General features: G+C 59.3%; 19 protein-coding genes. 3 read left to right on the plus strand and 16 right to left on the minus strand.

The genetic code is table 11. From position 1 onward, the window contains the following. Nucleotides 1–37 precede the first annotated feature (37 nt). The 3 genes from SHIM_RS01030 to ilvD all read left to right on the plus strand — a co-directional run bounded on the left by SHIM_RS01030 (nucleotide 38) and on the right by ilvD (nucleotide 2782). A complete protein-coding gene (locus SHIM_RS01030; RefSeq protein WP_054000759.1) occupies nucleotides 38–436 on the plus strand; it encodes a VOC family protein in 399 nt (132 codons plus the stop codon). After that, nucleotides 433–750, plus strand: coding sequence for a DUF1801 domain-containing protein (locus SHIM_RS01035; protein ID WP_054000760.1), 318 nt, complete (start codon nucleotides 433–435; stop codon nucleotides 748–750). The genes SHIM_RS01030 and SHIM_RS01035 overlap by 4 nt, the downstream gene beginning before the upstream one ends. A 181-nt stretch (nucleotides 751–931) precedes the next feature. Further along, nucleotides 932–2782, plus strand: a complete 1851-nt coding sequence (gene ilvD, locus SHIM_RS01040; RefSeq protein ID WP_054000858.1) for a dihydroxy-acid dehydratase — start codon at nucleotides 932–934, stop codon at nucleotides 2780–2782. An 82-nt stretch (nucleotides 2783–2864) separates the two neighbouring features. On the opposite strand, the gene SHIM_RS01045 is transcribed toward ilvD, so the two are convergent. The 16 genes from SHIM_RS01045 to ureE form a co-directional block, all read right to left on the minus strand. After that, nucleotides 2865–4040 carry a thiolase family protein gene (locus SHIM_RS01045; RefSeq protein WP_206541354.1) on the minus strand — a complete coding sequence of 392 codons (1176 nt, stop codon included), beginning with the start codon at nucleotides 4038–4040 and terminating at the stop codon, nucleotides 2865–2867. Then, nucleotides 4015–5526, minus strand: a complete 1512-nt coding sequence (locus SHIM_RS01050; protein WP_054000762.1) for an AMP-binding protein — start codon at nucleotides 5524–5526, stop codon at nucleotides 4015–4017. The genes SHIM_RS01045 and SHIM_RS01050 overlap by 26 nt, the downstream gene beginning before the upstream one ends. An 8-nt stretch (nucleotides 5527–5534) precedes the next feature. Next, nucleotides 5535–6065, minus strand: a complete 531-nt coding sequence (locus tag SHIM_RS01055; RefSeq protein WP_054000763.1) for a biotin transporter BioY — start codon at nucleotides 6063–6065, stop codon at nucleotides 5535–5537. A 114-nt stretch (nucleotides 6066–6179) separates the two neighbouring features. Next, nucleotides 6180–6776, minus strand: a complete 597-nt coding sequence (locus SHIM_RS01060) for an energy-coupling factor transporter transmembrane component T family protein (protein ID WP_054000764.1) — start codon at nucleotides 6774–6776, stop codon at nucleotides 6180–6182. Then, entirely contained in the window at nucleotides 6776–7450 is a 675-nt protein-coding gene (locus SHIM_RS01065; RefSeq protein WP_054000765.1) for an energy-coupling factor ABC transporter ATP-binding protein, read from the minus strand. Before SHIM_RS01065 ends, SHIM_RS01060 begins: the two co-directional genes overlap by 1 nt. Nucleotides 7451–7611: 161 nt before the next feature. After that, nucleotides 7612–8805, minus strand: coding sequence for an NAD(P)/FAD-dependent oxidoreductase (locus tag SHIM_RS01070; protein ID WP_054000766.1), 1194 nt, complete (start codon nucleotides 8803–8805; stop codon nucleotides 7612–7614). Beyond that, a complete protein-coding gene (locus SHIM_RS01075; RefSeq protein WP_152926363.1) occupies nucleotides 8802–9806 on the minus strand; it encodes a glycosyltransferase family 2 protein in 1005 nt (334 codons plus the stop codon). Before SHIM_RS01075 ends, SHIM_RS01070 begins: the two co-directional genes overlap by 4 nt. Nucleotides 9807–9838: 32 nt before the next feature. Then, a complete protein-coding gene (locus SHIM_RS01080; protein WP_054000768.1) occupies nucleotides 9839–10237 on the minus strand; it encodes a sugar 3,4-ketoisomerase in 399 nt (132 codons plus the stop codon). Nucleotides 10238–10348: 111 nt separating this feature from the next. Next, complete coding sequence (locus tag SHIM_RS01085) at nucleotides 10349–11362, minus strand: TraB/GumN family protein (protein WP_054000769.1); 1014 nt, start codon at nucleotides 11360–11362, stop codon at nucleotides 10349–10351. A gap of 62 nt (nucleotides 11363–11424) precedes the next feature. Then, nucleotides 11425–12852, minus strand: coding sequence for a TRAP transporter large permease (locus SHIM_RS01090; protein ID WP_054000770.1), 1428 nt, complete (start codon nucleotides 12850–12852; stop codon nucleotides 11425–11427). Further along, nucleotides 12845–13480 (minus strand): TRAP transporter small permease subunit, encoded by a 636-nt coding sequence (locus SHIM_RS01095; RefSeq protein ID WP_054000771.1) that lies wholly within the window; start codon nucleotides 13478–13480, stop codon nucleotides 12845–12847. The genes SHIM_RS01090 and SHIM_RS01095 overlap by 8 nt, the downstream gene beginning before the upstream one ends. A 69-nt stretch (nucleotides 13481–13549) precedes the next feature. After that, complete coding sequence (locus tag SHIM_RS01100; protein WP_054000772.1) at nucleotides 13550–14566, minus strand: C4-dicarboxylate TRAP transporter substrate-binding protein; 1017 nt, start codon at nucleotides 14564–14566, stop codon at nucleotides 13550–13552. 113 nt (nucleotides 14567–14679) lie between these two features. Next, nucleotides 14680–15309 (minus strand): urease accessory protein UreG, encoded by a 630-nt coding sequence (gene ureG / locus SHIM_RS01105; protein WP_054000773.1) that lies wholly within the window; start codon nucleotides 15307–15309, stop codon nucleotides 14680–14682. A 1-nt stretch (nucleotide 15310) separates the two neighbouring features. Further along, nucleotides 15311–15721, minus strand: a complete 411-nt coding sequence (locus SHIM_RS01110) for a DUF3995 domain-containing protein (RefSeq protein WP_054000774.1) — start codon at nucleotides 15719–15721, stop codon at nucleotides 15311–15313. After that, nucleotides 15718–16389 (minus strand): urease accessory protein UreF, encoded by a 672-nt coding sequence (locus SHIM_RS01115; RefSeq protein ID WP_241488757.1) that lies wholly within the window; start codon nucleotides 16387–16389, stop codon nucleotides 15718–15720. Before SHIM_RS01115 ends, SHIM_RS01110 begins: the two co-directional genes overlap by 4 nt. Then, entirely contained in the window at nucleotides 16349–16846 is a 498-nt protein-coding gene (gene ureE, locus SHIM_RS01120) for an urease accessory protein UreE (RefSeq protein WP_054000775.1), read from the minus strand. The genes SHIM_RS01115 and ureE overlap by 41 nt, the downstream gene beginning before the upstream one ends. Between the last annotated feature and the right edge of the window lie 25 nt (nucleotides 16847–16871).

Genomic DNA, 16871 nt, shown 5'->3' on the forward strand with positions numbered 1-16871 from the left:
TCAAGATCGGGGGCTTGGACCACGGTAAGGTGAGGGCATGAAACTTGGATACACAATCATTTATGTAGCTGATGTGCCCGCAACGGTCGCATTCTACGAAACCGCATTTGGCCTGGCGCAGCGCTTTGTGCATGAAAGCAACCTGTATGCCGAGATGGAGACGGGTGAGACCGCACTGGCATTTGCCGCCGACAGCGCGGCCGAGATGAATGGGCTGGCCTTTGCGCCCAATGAAAAGGCGGCAGTGCCTGCGGGGTGGGAGATCTGTTTCGTCACTGACGACGTGGCGGGAGGTTTCGCCAAAGCTGTCGAGGAAGGCTGCACGCCTGTGACCGCGCCCGAGACAAAACCTTGGGGGCAGGTTGTGGCGTATGTGCGGGATATGAACGGGTGCATAGTGGAAATCGCCTCGCCCATCGATAAAGGGACAGAATGATGGACGCCGCCGATATCGTGGATGCTTTGGAGCGGGTGATTACTGATGCGGCACCCGAATTGCATGGGCGTGGCATGTATGGCGGGCAGGTGTTGGAGCGTGAAGCAGGGGTTGCTGCAACGTTGGTCGGCGGGTATTTCGTCTACAAAGCCCATGTGTCGTTTGAGTTCTCACAAGGCGCGCAATTGAATGACCCGGCAGGTCATCTGGAAGGCAAAGGCAAAGCACGACGCCATTTGAAGTTACGTAACTTTCGCGACATTGAAAGCAAAGATGTCGCCGGTTTTCTGGCGCAGGCGGTGGCGAAAGCCTGAATTTTTCAGGTCGATTGCGTGAATGTGATCGGCTGCGTTCTTTGTGAAAGCGTTTTGGCCAATTTTGGGCAACAAAATTTCCGCCAACTCTTGCAAATCCTCTTTTGGAGTGGCACCCGTTCTGATCAGACATGCAACGGGTGCCGGAAGGGTGCCCACGCCATCCGCAGGAGAGCAAAAGATGCCCGATCTTCGTTCCAAGACCTCGACCTTTGGCCGCCGTATGGCCGCTGCCCGCGCGCTGTGGCGTGCAACAGGTATGAAAACCGAGGACTTTGGCAAACCGATTGTGGCGGTGGTCAACTCGTTCACCGAATTTGTCCCCGGTCACGTGCACCTTAAGGACATGGGCCAGCTTGTGGCGCGTGAGATCGAAAAAGCCGGTGGTGTTGCCAAAGAAATGAACACCATTGCCGTGGATGACGGCATTGCGATGGGCCACGACGGGATGCTGTATTCTCTGCCAAGCCGCGAAGTGATCGCTGACAGCGTGGAATACATGGCGAACGCGCACTGTGCCGACGCATTGGTGTGCATCTCCAACTGCGACAAGATCACGCCCGGCATGTTGATGGCGGCGATGCGTCTGAACATTCCGGCGATCTTTGTGTCGGGTGGACCAATGGAAGCGGGCAAGGTCATTTTGTCCGATGGTGAGCACAAGGCCGACCTCGTGACCGCGATTGTTGGCGCGACCGATGAAGACCGCAGTCAGGACGAAGTTGACAAGCTGGAACGCTCGGCCTGTCCGACGTGCGGATCTTGCTCGGGTATGTTCACGGCGAACTCGATGAACTGTCTGGCCGAAGCGCTCGGTCTGGCGTTGCCGGGCAACGGATCGCTGTTGGCGACGCACTCCAAACGGCGTGGGCTGTTTAAAGAGGCTGGCCACCGGATCGTGGAGCTGTGTGAACGCTGGTACAAAGATGGGGATGAGACTGCGCTGCCGCGCGGGATTGCCAACTTTAGGGCTTTTGAAAATGCGATGGCTTTGGACATTGCGATGGGTGGGTCCACCAACACGGTGCTGCACTTGTTGGCGATTGCGCATGAGGGCGAAGTAGATTTCACCATGGCCGACATGGACCGTCTGAGCCGCGAAGTGCCGCATCTTTGTAAAGTGGCGCCGTCGACGCCAAAGTATCACATGGAAGACGTGCACCGCGCAGGTGGTATCGCGCGGATCTTGGGCGAGCTGGACCGTGAAGGCAAAATTCACCGAGATTGCTCGACTGTGCATGAGAAGACCGTTGGCGAGTTCCTGGACAAGTGGGATGTGCGGCGTGAAAGCGCGGGCAATGAGGCGCATGACATGTTTATCGCGGCCCCCGGTGGTGTGCGCACGACGCAGGCGTTCAGCCAGTCGCGGATGTATACGGAATTGGATGTCGACATCGAGGACGGGTGTGTGCGCGATTACGCCAATGCCTACTCCGAAGAAGGCGGGCTTTGCGTACTTTCGGGCAACTTGGCCGAGCAGGGCTGTATCGTGAAGACGGCTGGCGTTGTGAAAGAGATGTATGAATTCGAGGGCACGGCTGTGGTCTTTGAAAGCATGGAAGACAGTATGCACGGCATTCTGGGCGGCAAAGTGAAGCCGAACTCGGTTGTGGTCATCCGCTATGAAGGCCCCAAAGGCGGGCCGGGCATGCAGGAGATGCTGTATCCAACTGCATATCTGAAGTCGAAAAAGCTCGACACCACCTGTGCGCTTTTGACGGATGGGCGGTTCTCGGGCGGGACGGCTGGTTTGTCGATTGGCCACGCCTCGCCGGAAGCGGCTGAGAAAGGCTTGATTGCTTTGGTGGAGGATGGCGACCGGATCACCATCTCGATCCCCGAGCGGTCGATCCATCTGGATGTGTCGGATGAGGAAATTGCCCGTCGTCGGGCCGCGCATCCGCAGGCGGACAAGAAATCGTGGAAAGCCGAAGGGCGGCCGCGGGCAGTGTCTACGGCGCTTAAGGTCTATGCCGCGCATGTTGCAAACGCGTCGCTGGGCGCAGTTCGACTGCCTCCTGAAGAAGATTGATCGGTTTGATCAGCGTGTGAAATTGAGACGGGGTCGCGGTGCGGCCCCGTTTTGCATTTGGGTATTTAGAACCGGAAAGAAATTACAAGGACGTTGGTGAAAACGCCGCCGTAATGCCTTGGCCACCGCCGATGCCGATCATGGCCATGGCAAGCGCATCTTGGGGCGCAGGGGTGCGGATCAGTTGGGAGAATAGCCGTGTAACGAGGATAGCGCCGGACGCGCCAAAGGGATGGCCAAGCGCGATGGCGCCGCCTTGCGGGTTGGGCAAAGTTTCAGGGATTCCGAGCGCGTCGAGGCAGGCGAGGGTCTGGGAGGCAAAGGCTTCGTTGAATTCGAGATGAGTGAGCGCATCAATCGACAGGTCGGGGTTGCGCGTCAGCAGTTTTTGGGTGGACACGACGGGGCCGATGCCGAGCAGGTTGGGGTCAACGCCTGCTGCGGTGGCGTCCAGAAAAGCCAGCGCGGTTGTGTGGCCAAAGGATTTGGCGCGGGCTGCCGACGTGACGATAACAACGCAAGCACCGTCGTTGAGCGGGCAGGCGTTGCCGACTGTGACAGTGCCGCCTTTGCGAAAAGCTGGCCGCAGACGGGCGAGGCGGGCCACGGTCATGCCAGCGCGGATGCATTCGTCTTGGGATTGGCCCGCAATGGCGACGATTTCGGCGCTGAAGGCGCCTGCGGTTTGCGCAGCGGCGGCGCGGGATTGGGAACGTTCGGCGAAGGCGTCTTGGCGGGCGCGGGAGATACCGTAGGTTTCAGCGACGTTTTCGGCGGCTTCGCCCATGTCGGGATCGCCAATAGCTTCGGGTGCAAAGCGGGCGCGCACGTAGCGGTGTTCTGCGAGATCACCGCTGGCAGGCAGGGTGCGCAAAGGTGCGCGGCTTTGGCTTTCGACGCCGCCTGCGAGAATGCAGGTAGCTGAGCCGGATGCGATACGCAGGCAGGCCTGCCAAATCGCTTCAAGACCGGAGCCACATTGGCGGTCGACTGTTACGGCAGGGATGGCCGCGGGCAGGCCGGCGTGCAGCGCTGCAAGGCGCGCGACGTTGCCGCCGGGACCTGCAGCGTTGCCAAGGATGACCTCGTCGATTTGGGTGGGCGCGATGTTGGCGTCAGAGATCGCGGCCTGCATCACGGGTGCGGCGAGGTCTTCGACGTCAAGCGAGGTAAACATGCCACGTGCGCGGCCTATGGCGCTGCGCCTTGCGGCGATGATCACCGGTTGGCGATCAGCTGGCAGGGTGAAGCGGGGCAAGGCGGGCATCCTTTTCTTCGAGCCAGCGGAGTAGCGTGGCGCGGTCGGGTTTGCCGCTGCTGGTCAGGGGCCATTGGGAGGCGCGAAAGAAGCGGCGGGGCAGTTTGTAGCGCGGCAGCCGGATGGCGAGTTGGCTGCGGATCTCCTCAAGCGGCGTGTCACCTTGCAGCATCGCGACGAGTTCCTGACCCCGCGATGGATGCGTGCGGCCAAGGACCAGCGCCGTTGTGATGCCGGGAATTTCAGAGAGCGCGGTTTCGATTTCCTGCGGATAGACGTTGTGGCCCGCGGTGATGACCATACCGCCCTCTCGGCCCAAAAGCGTAAGTGAGCCATCAAAATTGAGTTTGCCAAGGTCACCCACTGTGGCCCATGGACCTTCGCGCCGGAAGCCGGAGTGGCGGCCGCCCCAGAGGTAGCCTTCGATGGCAAGATCGCCGCGCACGAAGATGGTGCCGGGTTGGCCCTGGGCAACTTCGGAGCCGTTTTCGCGGACTGAAAGCGCGACATGTGGAAAAGGGTGGCCGACGGAGTTGGCGGGGGCGGAGGAGGAGGAACGGCCATGGGTGTTGAGGCTGACAAACCCCAGTTCGGAGGCGCCGTAGTATTCATGGATGCGGGCGCGGGGAAAGAAGTCGCGGGCCTTTGCGAGCAGGGCGGGGTCGAGCTTGGCGCCAGCGGTGGTGATCTCGATCACCTGATTCTGTGGGGTGCCATGGCAGAGCGCGGCGAGCAACGACGGTACAGCGACGATGCGGCGTGTGGCTGACATGGCGCGGTGCGCGTCGGTCAGATCAAAGCGCGTGATCGTGTGAAAGGCAGCGCCGAGGTCGAGGGTTTCGGCAAGCGCATAAAGCGAGATGCCGTGCGCCAGTGGGCCGGGCGAGAAGGTGTGGCTTTTGTCGGTAAGGGCAAAGGCCAGTCGGGAGGCATCCAGCGATGCGCGCCAACTGTGGCGGGCGCGGGCAAAGGCCTTGGGTTCGGACGTGGTGCCGGAGGTGAAGCCCACCATGAATGTGTCGCGCGGAGACGTAAGAGGCAGGTCCGTTGGGTCTGCAAGAAACGCTTCAAACGCGTCGGTGTCCACGGTGATGGCCGGGATGTTCAGGCGTTGAGCGGCGTCGATGAGGGCCGTTTGTGTGGACAGGCAAAAAACCACATCCGGTGGCAGTTTTGTCAACATGCGTTGGTGCAGGGCCGCAGGCCAATGCGGGTCCAGCAACATCACGGCGTGCGGCGTGGCAAGTGCTGCTGGAAGGAGTGTGGCGGCGGCAGGGTGGTTGCCGATGGCAACAGCGAAGAGGCGGGATTCGGCTGGCAGCGTCAAGTCGGCATTGCGGCGGCTCGGCAAGGCAGTCAGCGCGGCATGCAGACGCTGTAGCCGCCTAAGCAACGCGCTATAGGTCAGCGGTGTGCCGGAAATAGAGACCGCCAGCGCGTCGGGGCGCTGGCGGGCGTGATGGTCAAGTGCGTGGCGAAGTGGCAAGCGCGTCCTCAGAGATTTGGATAGGCGCGGCGCAGACCGTTGGTCAGCAGCGCGGCGATAACGACCTTTACCAAATCTCCGGGGATGAAAATAGAGTTGTTCACAAAGGCCACGCCCAACGGGATTTCTGAGAAGATCGCATACCAGACAATGCCAAAGGCGTGCATGACGACGATGCCGCCAAACGCGATGATTGCGCCAATAAGCCAGACGTTTGCGTCCTTGCGGCGCGCCAGCAGGGCTCCGATCAGGAAGGCGCAAAGAGGCCAAGCCAACACATAGCCGGACCAAGGCCCAACCAAAGCCGCCATGCCGCCGCGCCCGCCGGCCAACAGTGGCAGTCCAATGGCGATCAGCGCGAGAAACAGCATCATGGCCAACCCGCCGCGACGTGCACCGGCGAGGCTGCCAGCCAACATGACCCCCAGAGATTGCGCGGTGATGTTGATGCCAAAGCCAGTGGGAATGGGCGGGACAATTCCGAGCGCGGCTGTAAGGGCTGCGAATAGCGCGATGTAGACGATGTCTTTGGTGGTCATGGCGTTTTTGTCCCGTGCGTTTGATCTTGGAATGCGCCTTGCGGCGCAAAATTTGGCGTGGGGTAAAATCCGCGCGGGGCAGCAACAAGGGCAGAGGGCGACTTGGGTGCGGAATTAGGAACGATATCCTCGGGAGTCGATGGCATCGGAAATATCGTCCGCCATCTTGATCGTGCGGATGGCGACCGGCATGGCCACAGCCAGCACCGAGCGTTCCAGACCGCGCGCTTTTTGCGCCTCGCGCACCTCGGTGGTGATATTGCTGAGTACGGGTATAAAGCGTAGGGCCAGCGAAATCGCGAGGCCGACTTTGTCCGGATTCACGCCAATCGGGCGCAGAAAGCGCAAGCTGCGGGTGATTGTGTCGATCATGTCGCTGGAGCGTGTGGTCAGGGTGACGAGACTGGCCAACAGCAGAAGTGCTGCCAGTCGCAATACAACAAATGCTGCCAGATATGGGCCGCTCAGCCACCATTGCAGGACAAAGAAAAACAGAAACAACCAAAGAACGGGGCGAAGTTGCTCAAGTGCTTTGCGTTGGGGCAGACCCGCGACGCGATAGAGCACCAGCGTGGCACATAAGGCCAAAAGGGGGGCCCACACCGCGTCGACAAAAAACAGCGTCGTGCCTGCGATCAGCAGCAGCAGAAATTTCGGCCCCGGAGAAGTGCGGTGGAAGATCGATTTGCCCGGCGTATAGAGGTCCAGCATCAGCCCATCAACTCTGTGTAGATCGGGATTGCTTTGGACGGGACATCGTCGGCAAAGACGCGGCCCTCGTCGATCACGATCACGCGGTCGTAGTCGGTGATCTGGTCAAGGTCGTGGGTGACGTGGATCAGCGTTTGATCGAGCGCGCTCAGAGCACGTGTCACGCGGCGCTTGTTGCGCAGGTCAAGAAGCGTGGTTGGCTCGTCCAACACGATATACTGCGGCGCCATCACCAAGACACCTGAGATCGCGAGCAACTGTTTTTGGCCGCCGGACAGCAAATGCGCGGGATGTTCGCGCATGTCGGTCATGTCGTATCGCGCGAGGATTTCTGTGATGCGCGCGTCGATGGTGGCTTTGTCCAAACCAAGGTTTTTCATACCGAAGGCGAGGTCTTCCTCGACCACCGGAAAGACAATCTGATTGTCGGGGTTCTGAAAGACAAAGCCGACGCGGGCGCGCACGTCTTTGCCTTTCTTGGCGGTGTCAAATCCGTCGATGGCGACAGTGCCGGAAGTGGGAAGAGCCAGACCGTTCAGCAGTCGCGCAAAAGAAGATTTACCCGATCCGTTGGCGCCGATCACGGCGATACGGCGTTCGGTCAGGGTCAGGGAAATGTCGTGCAGCACAGGATGGTCGCCAAAGGCGAGGCTGACATTGGTGAGTTGAATCATGGCTGTCCCTGACGGCGGTTTTGGCGCTCATAGCGCAAATGACGCGTCGGTTGAAGCGGTGGGATGCCTGCGGCGCAGGTATTTATGGAACAAAAAGCGCGGGGGTGTGGAAAGCTGTCCCGAATGCGCACTACAGGAACGGCGTGATTCTGGCGTTTTGGTCAGGGGGTGATCATCGTGGCGATCCTATGCGCCATGAATGGCGCCACCGAGTATTTTCCGGTGTCGACGCTGATGTAGTCGCCGGTTTGCACGATGCCGTATTTGTCGCGACGGTGGATGCTCGCAGAGGCCTGATCCAGTCGTCCCCGTCCTTGCGCGTAGACCCAGCCGCCTTCGACTTTGATGTTGCTGGCGGACTGAAAGACCTGTGCTATGTCCGGCGCGAGGCGTTCAATTTGTGTGCGGGTTTGGTCGATGATGTCCTGATCAGACCTGTCGTGCTCAACAGAAGGCGGAGCTATACCCTCTCCCTGCGCCAAAAGACCGGCGGGATACCACGACACGTAAAACCGCGTGCCGTCATAGTTTTTTAGATCCCCAAATGGACCCACGACAAACACCCGGCTGGGCACATCGCAGGGATGTTTCGTGGTGACAAACAGGGATTTTCGAAAGCGGTGCAGGCCTTCTTCTGCGACCGGAAGACCCAAGGCGAGATCCAGAACGGGACGGCCTTCCCAGAGGGCGTTTACGACGACATCGAAAGGCCCGTGGCTTATTTGATCGCTGGTGTGCACTGTCCAAGGGCCAAGCATACCAGAGGTTGTCGGTGTCGCGCGGTCCACTCTGGCGCCGAGGATCAGTTCAATATTTTGCGTGGCCTCGACTGCGTCGGTCAGGCGGTCGGCGAGCCATTGTGTGTCAATTGAGTATTCGGGGACCTCAAAGCCATCCAAGCCGTGTCCGCCTGAAAGCTGGTCCAAAGTCGATCGGGACAAACGTCGCGTGGGATGTTGAGCACCGAGGCTGCCGGAGGTATTTTGATCGCTGATCATGTCATCCACATGGGCGAAATGTGCGGCCACTGCTGTGGGCGGCACGACGGAGTCGGGGTGAACGATGTAGGTGTCGGAATGCTGTGTGACATGGCCGGCAAGCGAGGTTGCAATAAGGTCTTCGATTAGGGGGCGAAACGCCAGTCCGGCGGCGAGCATGGCGCGGGCGGAGTTTCCGCTTTGGTCACCAGCATAGAGATAGCCCAGATGGATCTTGCCTTCGTTCCAGCGGCTGGCACCGTTGATCAGTGTCGACTGTTGGTCAAACAGGCAGACTTTGGCGCCTCGGCGCGCCATCTGGAGCGCGGTGGCGATGCCCATGATGCCCGCCCCCAATACGGCAACAGACTTGGTCATGACACGCGAGCCTTGGGCAGGTGGTCAAGGCGATCTGACACTTGGGCGCGAAACGCAAGAACGTCTTGCGACACCGTGGCGCTGACGCAGTCCGTCGATGGTGTGTCCAGCAGTTCCGGTAGCATCGGGCGCTGGTGCCAGATGTCTTGCAGGCAGGCGCGAGACACATCTTTTGCGTTCAGGATCTGCCAGACTGCGCGCAGCACAAAGCTGTGTTTGATCAGGGCAAGCGCCTGCGGGTCAGCTATGCGGGCCTCAAGATAGGGCCAAAGGCGATCCAGATTGGTTACCCATACCTTGCGAAGGTCGCGACAGTCGGGCTTTTCAGCGCTGGTGGTTAAGGCGTTGTCGCGCATCCAGCGGGTGTAAAGCGGCTCGTCCACACCGATGGCGGGGCCTGCCAACATAATGGCCGTGTGCAGGCCATAGGCCTGAAACATCTCTCCGGGTCCGATGCCGGGGCGTAGCAAGTTGGCAATATCAAGCGCCTCTGTGCGGATCATGCTTCTGAGCGGTGCGCCGGGCACCTGATGATTGGCCAGCATTGTCAGCATCCGGTTCGCCGGGTCGAGGTCATATCTGTGGGCGGGTATGCGTTTTTGGGCGCGGCCGATCAGATCGAGGCTGCAGTTTGCGCTGGCGGTATTCGACGTGGCCTTAAGCGCCTGAACCATGCGTTTGCAATAATGGGGGGAGACAAAATCGTCGTGAAAATAGATGAAGAAATACGGAGTTTGCACACGCCGGATAAGACCTGCGACGTTGCCGGCCCATCCGACCCGCGTGCTATGTTCAAAAACCTCAATGCGCGGATCTGTTGCGGCAATTGAGTGGCAAATGGCGGCGGTGCTGTCGCTGGATTGATCCACCGAAATCAGGATGCGGATGTTGGGCAACGTCTGGCCTGTGGCAAATCCCAGCGTCCGCGCAATAAAGGCCTCCGCCTCGTATGTCGGGATGCAGATTGTGACCTCGGGATCTGCCATGTTTTGCGTCGCCAATATTTTGCGTCCTTTTCCGTTTAGACAGCAGGTTAGTCCAAATAGCTGTCTTTGGAATACCGCTCACTGCTCAGGACGAGAAGGCGATCCTTTTTGGACCGGTAGGTTTGCGCGCTCCATGTTCCGGCCTCGATGAGCGCGACGACGCCATCCGGAACCAGATCAAACCGGGTAGATTGCGCGCCATTGCGGACCTGAATACCTACGCGACCTGAGACACAACAGAAAAGCTGTTGGGCGGTGCGATGCGCGTGTTGGCCACGTCGGGATCCACCTTGCGCCCCTTCCACGAGAAAAAGCCTTTGCGGAAGAAACGGAAGTTTATCCATGTCAAACGGGATCAGCGACCCACGCGCATCAGCGATTTTGTCATATTCCAGAAACCGGACGCCTTCGGGGAGATCGGCTACAGCACCTTGAAAAATATGCATTTCAGCCTTTTGCCTCGAGCTCCCCATGGTGCAACTAGATCATAGAAGCCCATGGCCCGCAAGTTGGCCATGGCGTCGGGCATCCGGGTTGAGACAGTGGTCTCCGAAGGGTTACCGTTTCACCATCGTCAGCGTGTAGCCCTTGTTTTTGAGCAGGTTCAGCACGCCATATTGGCCGGGAAGATGGGCCGCGCCCACGGCCACCATGATGCGCTTTTCTTTGCGCGACAGGATGCGTGGCATCCAGTTTTTGTTGCGCTCATCCAGAATGTACTTGTCCCGACTGCGCATCAGGCGGGAGACCTCGGAGCGAGAGACTTTCAAATCGCGGTAGCTGAAGGCTTCGTTGATCAGCATGGCTTCTGTCAGCTTGTCGTCAAAATAGCCGTTGCGAAGTGTGACCGTCGCATTGGCGATTTCGGCTTTGCTGAGCATATCCCACTCCAGCATTTTGACCTGATTGCGGATCGGCTCGGCGGAAATCGTGCGCAGGCTTTCCTCAACGGTCTCAAGTGACATGGTCGGCACACGTTTGGTGCGGGCGACCCGTTCAAGCCGAGCGTCAACGCCTTTGGAGCGGTTCCAGGCGAAGGGGTCGCAATCACCGTGCACCACAGAGCCGGTGATGAACCAGGGCTGAATGCGGTTGAGTTCGTCGGGGGTGAAGCCGTGCAGTTGCATGCGCAAGCTGAGCTGTTCCCACAGGTCTTTGCGCAGCAGTTGGCTCATGTACGGGCCGCGTTGGCGCAACAAAACACCGGGTTTTTTAAAGACGGCGTCCCATTGCGGTTCGATTTCCTTGGTGCGGATTTCGAGCATCAGCAGGTCAGCGTCTTTTAAGAATTTGGAGGCGTCGGCGACAACTTTGCGGTGACGCCCGTCACCGGAATGGTGCGTGCCCACGACGTGGATGGTCTGATCGCCTTTGCGGGCTTCCCATATGATGCCTTCGGCAAAAGGGATACGGGCGGCTTGTTGCGCGAATTTGGCGCGGTCCTGCGCGCTGATGCCTTTGCGCAAATCGGTGCCCTTGCACCGTGCCTCAGACGCGGTGGTAGATAGGGTCAACAAGCCAACAGACAGGAGGCCGACGAGGGCGGAGCGGAGCGCGTTTTTCTTCATCATGCCAAATGAATAGAGCCGCGCAGTGCGCGGCTCAACTCAGGAGATCATGACTTTGGTCAAATTCACGCTAGGGATGGCAGCCAGAGCACAATTGACGGGAAAGCCACCAGCAGCGCGATGGTCACAGCATCAGCGATAAAGAAGGGCGTCACACCTTTGAACACGTCTTGTACCGTCAGGTCATCACGAACCCCTGCGACCACGAAACAGTTGAGGCCGATGGGTGGGGTGATCAGACAGAACTCGGCCATTTTCACCACCAGAATGCCGAACCAGATCGCGCACATGGTGCCGCTCATGCCAAACGTACTTTCGGCCGCAGTTACGGCTTCGCCGCCGTTGAGCGCCATCACGGCTGGGTAAACAACCGGCAGGGTCAACAGCAACATACCAATGGCGTCCATGAACATACCAAGCACTGCGTAGGCCAGAAGGATGCACACGAGAATCAGCCAAGGGGACATTTCAAGGGAGGTGATCCAATCGGAGAATGCACCCGGCAAGTCTGCAAACCCGAGGAAACGTACATAAATCAACACGCCCCAAATGATGGTGAAGATCATCACCGTGAGTTTCGCGGTGTCCAGCAGAGCCAGTTTCAGTTCCGGCCAGCGCATGCCACGGATGAGCGCGAGCAGGAAGACGATGAATGCGCCAACTGCGCCGCCTTCGGTTGGGGTGCCCCACGCGTCGCCGAAGGGATTGTAGACAAAGAAGATGATGATCACGACCACCGCCACAATCGGCAGCGCAGGTGGCAGGGATGCGAAACGCTCGCGCCATGTGAAACCGGTCACAGGAGGGCCAACGTTTTTGAACACAACGGCGATGCCGATGATCATGGCGGCATAGATGATCGCGGAAAACGCGCCGGGGATGAAGCCCGCGAGCAACAGTTTGCCCACGTCCTGTTCCACAATAATGGCGTAGATCACGAGGATCGCGCTGGGCGGAATGAGCGAGGCCAATGTGCCGCCAGCAGCCACAACGCCAGCGGCGAATTGTTTGTTGTACCCTGCCTTGAGCATCTCGGGGATGGCGATGCGGGCAAAAACCGCCGCCGTCGCGACGGAAGCGCCCGACACGGCAGCGAAGCCTGCGGTGGCGAAGATGGTGGAAACCGCTAAGCCGCCCGGCACCCATGCGATCCAGCGTTTGGCGGCCTCAAACAGCGCGGAGGTCAGTTTCGCGTAATAGGCAAGGTAGCCGATCAGGATGAACGTGGGGATCAGGCTGAGCGCCTGAGAAGAGACTTTGGAATGCGGCACAGAGCCGGCAATGGCGATGGATTTGCCAAGCGCGCCGTCCCAGATTTCGCGGCGTTCGTTCCAATAGAGGAATTTTTCGGGCGCATAACCGAACTTCGCCCAGAAGATCCAGACGATGCCAATAAAGCCTGCCAGCGCGGCAGCAAAGGCCACGCGCATGCCCAGAACAACAAGCACCAGCATGCCGCCGGTGACCCAAAGGCCGATGGTGATATTATCCATTGTCGTTGCCTCCGAGCTGATCGACTTCGGCGCGGGCTTGTTCCTCGATGGATTGAACCAGAGGAACGGCAACCGGATTTGGGATGTTGAGAACAAAGGCGCGTGCGTAGCCCCAGACCTGAATCATAAGGCGCAGACACATGACGCCAAAGGCGAGGGGAACGATCAGCTTGGATGGCCATATCGGCAGGCCGATGTCGATCGAACTGTCACGTGAACAGAGCGGGCGGGCGCAGTCAAACGAGCGGTCAAAGTGTGCCCATGCTCCCATCGTCAGCGCGATCATTAGCAAAAGGATCAAGGTAACGGACAAGAGTTCGGCGCCCCAAAGCGCGCGGCCGCGTAGTTGGCCGATGACCATGTCCATGCGGATATGGCTGCCGTCACGCTGTACAAAGGCGATGCCCATGACAGCGATCAGCGGCATCAGGACTTCGATGTAATCGACGTAGCCAGACAAGGGTGAGGCAAAGAATTTCCGGCCACCTACGGAATAGGCGGCGAGAAACATGAGGCTGAAGACGGCGAAGCCGCTGAGCAGCGCGAAAAAGGTTTCCAGTTTGAGTAAGTTGCGATCCAGCTTGGAAAGCAGGCTGTCGTCCTCAAACACGGCAGAAGCACCGGCCATTAGTCATCCCCTCGTTCTTATGCAAAACGGCCCCGCGCATTGACGGGGCCGTTTCGGTTTTTGGTAAATTTAGTTGCTGGCGCGGTGGTCAGCCAAAGTCTTGACGACGAGGTCATAGAGTTCCTGACCAGGCAGGCCTTGGCCTTCCATGTCGGCAATCCATGCGTCTCGGATCGGATCAGCAGCCGTGGCACGGAATTCGGCCAGAACAGCGTCGTCGATCATGACTTTTTCGACGCCTTTTTCAGCCAGAACGCTGTCCCACTTCTCAAGCAGGGTGCCGTAGTTGGCAACGTAGTGATCCAGTGCTTCGTCAACGGAGCTGTCCAGCGCTGCGCGGTGGTCATCAGACAACATGTCGTAGGCGTCGATGTTCACAACAACCGGGCAGTTCACGGTGCCAGGGTTGAGGTTCGCAGTCCACCACTCGGCCTGATTTATGGTGCCAAACGCGAGGTGCGCGTGCTGGGCAAACGCAACCGTGTCGACCACGCCGCTTTCCATTGCCTGATAAGCTTCGGTTGCGGTCACGGACGTTGGAACGCCGCCCACAGCTTCGAACGCTTTGCCCAGACCACCGGTTGCGCGGACGCGCATGCCGTCAAAGGCTGCCAATGTGTCACGCGGCTCGCCGGTGCCAACCAAGTTGTACTGTGGCATCGGGGATGTCATCAGCAGCATGGCGTTCCACTGTTCCATTTCTTCGGCTGCAGCGGGGTGCGCGTAAACAGCTTTGGACACGGCCACTTCTTCGGCCAGGTTGGCCACGCCGAGGAACGGCAGTTCCAGCACGGTTACAACGCGGTTTTTGTCGCGGTGGTAGCCAGCGCAGAACTGCGCCATTTCAAACGCGCCAATCGAGATGCCGTCGAGGTTTTCACGGTTCTTGGACAGGCCACCGTAAGAGATGTTCAGTGTGAAATCGCCGCCGGTTTTTTCGCTGACGAGTTCAGCCAGTTTCTCAACGTGCTCGGTAAAGGCGCGGCGTTTGCCCCATACAGAGACGTTCCATTCGGTGGCCATAGCTTCGGTTGCAAATGCCAACGTGAGTGCAGCCGCAGCAGTGCGGCCCAAAAATTTCTTCATGATATCCTCCCATTGAATGGCTTCGGTGCCATTTCAAGCGAGAGGTTACCGCAGGGGCTTCACCGTGGATAGTCCGTATTTGTCGGTATATGATTTGAGCCGACAGTGCCTTTTTATTGTGCGATCAGCTCTGGAATGCCGCCCATCTCGCCGATTAGCGGCAGGATGGCCTCGAAGCCTTTGCCATGGCGCAGGGAGGTGAAAACGAAAGGCCGGTCGCCGCGCATTTTGGTGGCGTCACGCTCCATCACTTCAAGCGAGGCGCCCACATAGGGGGCGAGATCGGTTTTGTTGATGACGAGAATATCAGAGCGGGTGATCGCGGGACCGCCTTTGCGCGGGATCTCTTCGCCAGCGGCCGTGTCGATCACATAGATCGTCAGATCGGCGAGTTCGGGGCTGAACGTTGCCGATAGGTTGTCGCCGCCGGATTCGATCAGCACCACGTCGAGATCGGGTATCTCGCGGTTCAACTCATCAATTGCGGCGAGGTTGATCGAGGCGTCTTCGCGGATTGCCGTGTGTGGGCAGCCGCCGGTTTCCACGCCTTTGATACGTTCAAGTGGCAAAACCTGTTGACGCATCAGTTCCTCGGCGTCTTCGCGGGTGTAGATGTCGTTTGTCACAACCGCGACCGAGAGCTTGTCGCGCAAGGCACGGCACAGGTTGGCGGTCAGGGTGGTTTTGCCAGCGCCGACAGGGCCGCCGATGCCAATACGTAGAGGACCGTTGGGAGATGCCATGTCAGGCTCCTTGTAGGCGTAAAATGAGGAAGGCCACGCCGATCGCAAGGATCAGCGGGCTGTAAAGGCGGCGGTCAAGCGTGACGAAGGGCTCTTCGCAGAAGATTTTTCGCCAGAACGGGGTGTAGGCGATAGCACCGCGCAAAAGAAAGACAACGGCGGCGCCGCTCATCAGAAGGCTGTGCAGCGGGAAGGCGGGAATATGCGGCAAGATCGCCGCAAATAGCAGCGCCATCGCAACCACGGCACAAGGGACGGCAGGCGGCATGCGGGTGATGTCTTTGGCCCCGACTGTGGCGCGAGCAAGGGCGACCTCGTCCTTGATCGGGGTCCAGTAGCCGATGGCCCAGAGCAAATGCAGGGCCGCGGGGACAAGAAGAGTGATGGTCAGAAGCGTTGCAAGAAAAGTCATGATCGGAAAAGCCTCGAATACTGCGTTTCATGGTTCATGGACGCAATGTCGGAGGCAAATGTGGTTGAGGCAATGTCGTGGATTGTCTCAGTGAGCGCTTTGTCGGCAATCTGTTGGCATAGCGGGGCGGTTTTCAGCAGGACGGTCTGTGCTTCGGTTTGCCCCAAAGGCACGAGGCGCGTGGCTGCCGAGGTCAGGTTGGCCGCAAACGCGTGCAAGAACAGCCGGGCGGTGTCCCTTAGTGGCAGGTCTTGCAGGCGGGCGGCGTGGCCGACGGCCACCGGATAGGTCAGGGCGGCAAGATCAATGTTATGGATGGCTGCGATGGTGCGGGCAAAGGCGCTGCCTTGTTGATCCGTTTCAAGCAGACGCTCGGCACTTGGCGCGAGGGCGCGGGCGAGGTCGTCGATTTCCTGCAGGCCCCCGTCGCTGGCTTTGTAGGCCGCAGTGAGCAAGATGGTGTCGTTGTGGCCCGCGCCAAAGCGCAATGTGTCCGTGAGCCACTCGGAAAAGGTCGCGGCATTTGTGATCGCTTCGGTGGCCACCAGATGTTCCAATCCATGACTGTAGGTGAACGCGCCGACCGGAAAGGCGGGCGAGAGCCATTGGGTCAACGTCAGGATTGGATCAGTGGTCATGGCCGTGATCGTGCGTGTGATCATGCGCATGAGGATGGCTGTGGTCGTGGCCGTGGGTGCGGCCATGTCCGTAGGCGCCACCTTCGGGCGTGAAAGGCTCTGTCACGTCGGTGACAGTTGCGCCCAGTAACGCCAGCATGTCGCGGATCACGTGATCGGGTTGCAGCAAGAGACGATTGGTTTCGATTTGGCAAGGGGTGTGGCGGTTGCCGATATGCCAAGAAATGCGCGTGAGGTCGTGGGAGGTGACCTGCATCAACGCTTCGGGCGCGGCGGTCACGGTGATTTCGGTGCCATCCGTCAACACTAGAACCCCGCCATGATCAAGCGAGGCGGTTTTGGGCAGGTCTACTAGGATGCGGCTGCCGTCTTCAAGCTGCAGGGTTTTGCGGCGTAGAAATCGGTCTTCGTAGTTCAGGGCCACACGCCCCGATGCCGGGGCATGTGCGTGGCCGTGATAGGCGCGGGCGGTGGGGATTGCAGTCATGCGACACCCCCAAGGCCCGAGTCGA

The sequence above is a fragment of the Shimia sp. SK013 genome, from assembly GCF_001292625.1.
GTDB lineage: Bacteria > Pseudomonadota > Alphaproteobacteria > Rhodobacterales > Rhodobacteraceae > Shimia.

What these genes read in the sequence shown, in the direction of transcription:
- SHIM_RS01110 (WP_054000774.1), bottom strand. Translation starts at nt 15,721, where the DNA reads ATGACTTTTCTTGCAACGCTTCTGACCATCACTCTTCTTGTCCCCGCG.
- SHIM_RS01100 (WP_054000772.1), bottom strand. Translation starts at nt 14,566, where the DNA reads ATGAAGAAATTTTTGGGCCGCACTGCTGCGGCTGCACTCACGTTGGCA.
- SHIM_RS01080 (WP_054000768.1), bottom strand. Translation starts at nt 10,237, where the DNA reads ATGCATATTTTTCAAGGTGCTGTAGCCGATCTCCCCGAAGGCGTCCGG.
- SHIM_RS01115 (WP_241488757.1), bottom strand. Translation starts at nt 16,389, where the DNA reads ATGCGCATGATCACACGCACGATCACGGCCATGACCACTGATCCAATC.
- SHIM_RS01095 (WP_054000771.1), bottom strand. Translation starts at nt 13,480, where the DNA reads ATGGCCGGTGCTTCTGCCGTGTTTGAGGACGACAGCCTGCTTTCCAAG.
- ilvD (WP_054000858.1), top strand. Translation starts at nt 932, where the DNA reads ATGCCCGATCTTCGTTCCAAGACCTCGACCTTTGGCCGCCGTATGGCC.
- SHIM_RS01055 (WP_054000763.1), bottom strand. Translation starts at nt 6,065, where the DNA reads ATGACCACCAAAGACATCGTCTACATCGCGCTATTCGCAGCCCTTACA.
- SHIM_RS01060 (WP_054000764.1), bottom strand. Translation starts at nt 6,776, where the DNA reads ATGCTGGACCTCTATACGCCGGGCAAATCGATCTTCCACCGCACTTCT.
- ureG (WP_054000773.1), bottom strand. Translation starts at nt 15,309, where the DNA reads ATGGCATCTCCCAACGGTCCTCTACGTATTGGCATCGGCGGCCCTGTC.
- SHIM_RS01070 (WP_054000766.1), bottom strand. Translation starts at nt 8,805, where the DNA reads ATGACCAAGTCTGTTGCCGTATTGGGGGCGGGCATCATGGGCATCGCC.
- SHIM_RS01085 (WP_054000769.1), bottom strand. Translation starts at nt 11,362, where the DNA reads ATGATGAAGAAAAACGCGCTCCGCTCCGCCCTCGTCGGCCTCCTGTCT.
- SHIM_RS01090 (WP_054000770.1), bottom strand. Translation starts at nt 12,852, where the DNA reads ATGGATAATATCACCATCGGCCTTTGGGTCACCGGCGGCATGCTGGTG.
- SHIM_RS01035 (WP_054000760.1), top strand. Translation starts at nt 433, where the DNA reads ATGATGGACGCCGCCGATATCGTGGATGCTTTGGAGCGGGTGATTACT.
- SHIM_RS01030 (WP_054000759.1), top strand. Translation starts at nt 38, where the DNA reads ATGAAACTTGGATACACAATCATTTATGTAGCTGATGTGCCCGCAACG.
- SHIM_RS01065 (WP_054000765.1), bottom strand. Translation starts at nt 7,450, where the DNA reads ATGATTCAACTCACCAATGTCAGCCTCGCCTTTGGCGACCATCCTGTG.
- ureE (WP_054000775.1), bottom strand. Translation starts at nt 16,846, where the DNA reads ATGACTGCAATCCCCACCGCCCGCGCCTATCACGGCCACGCACATGCC.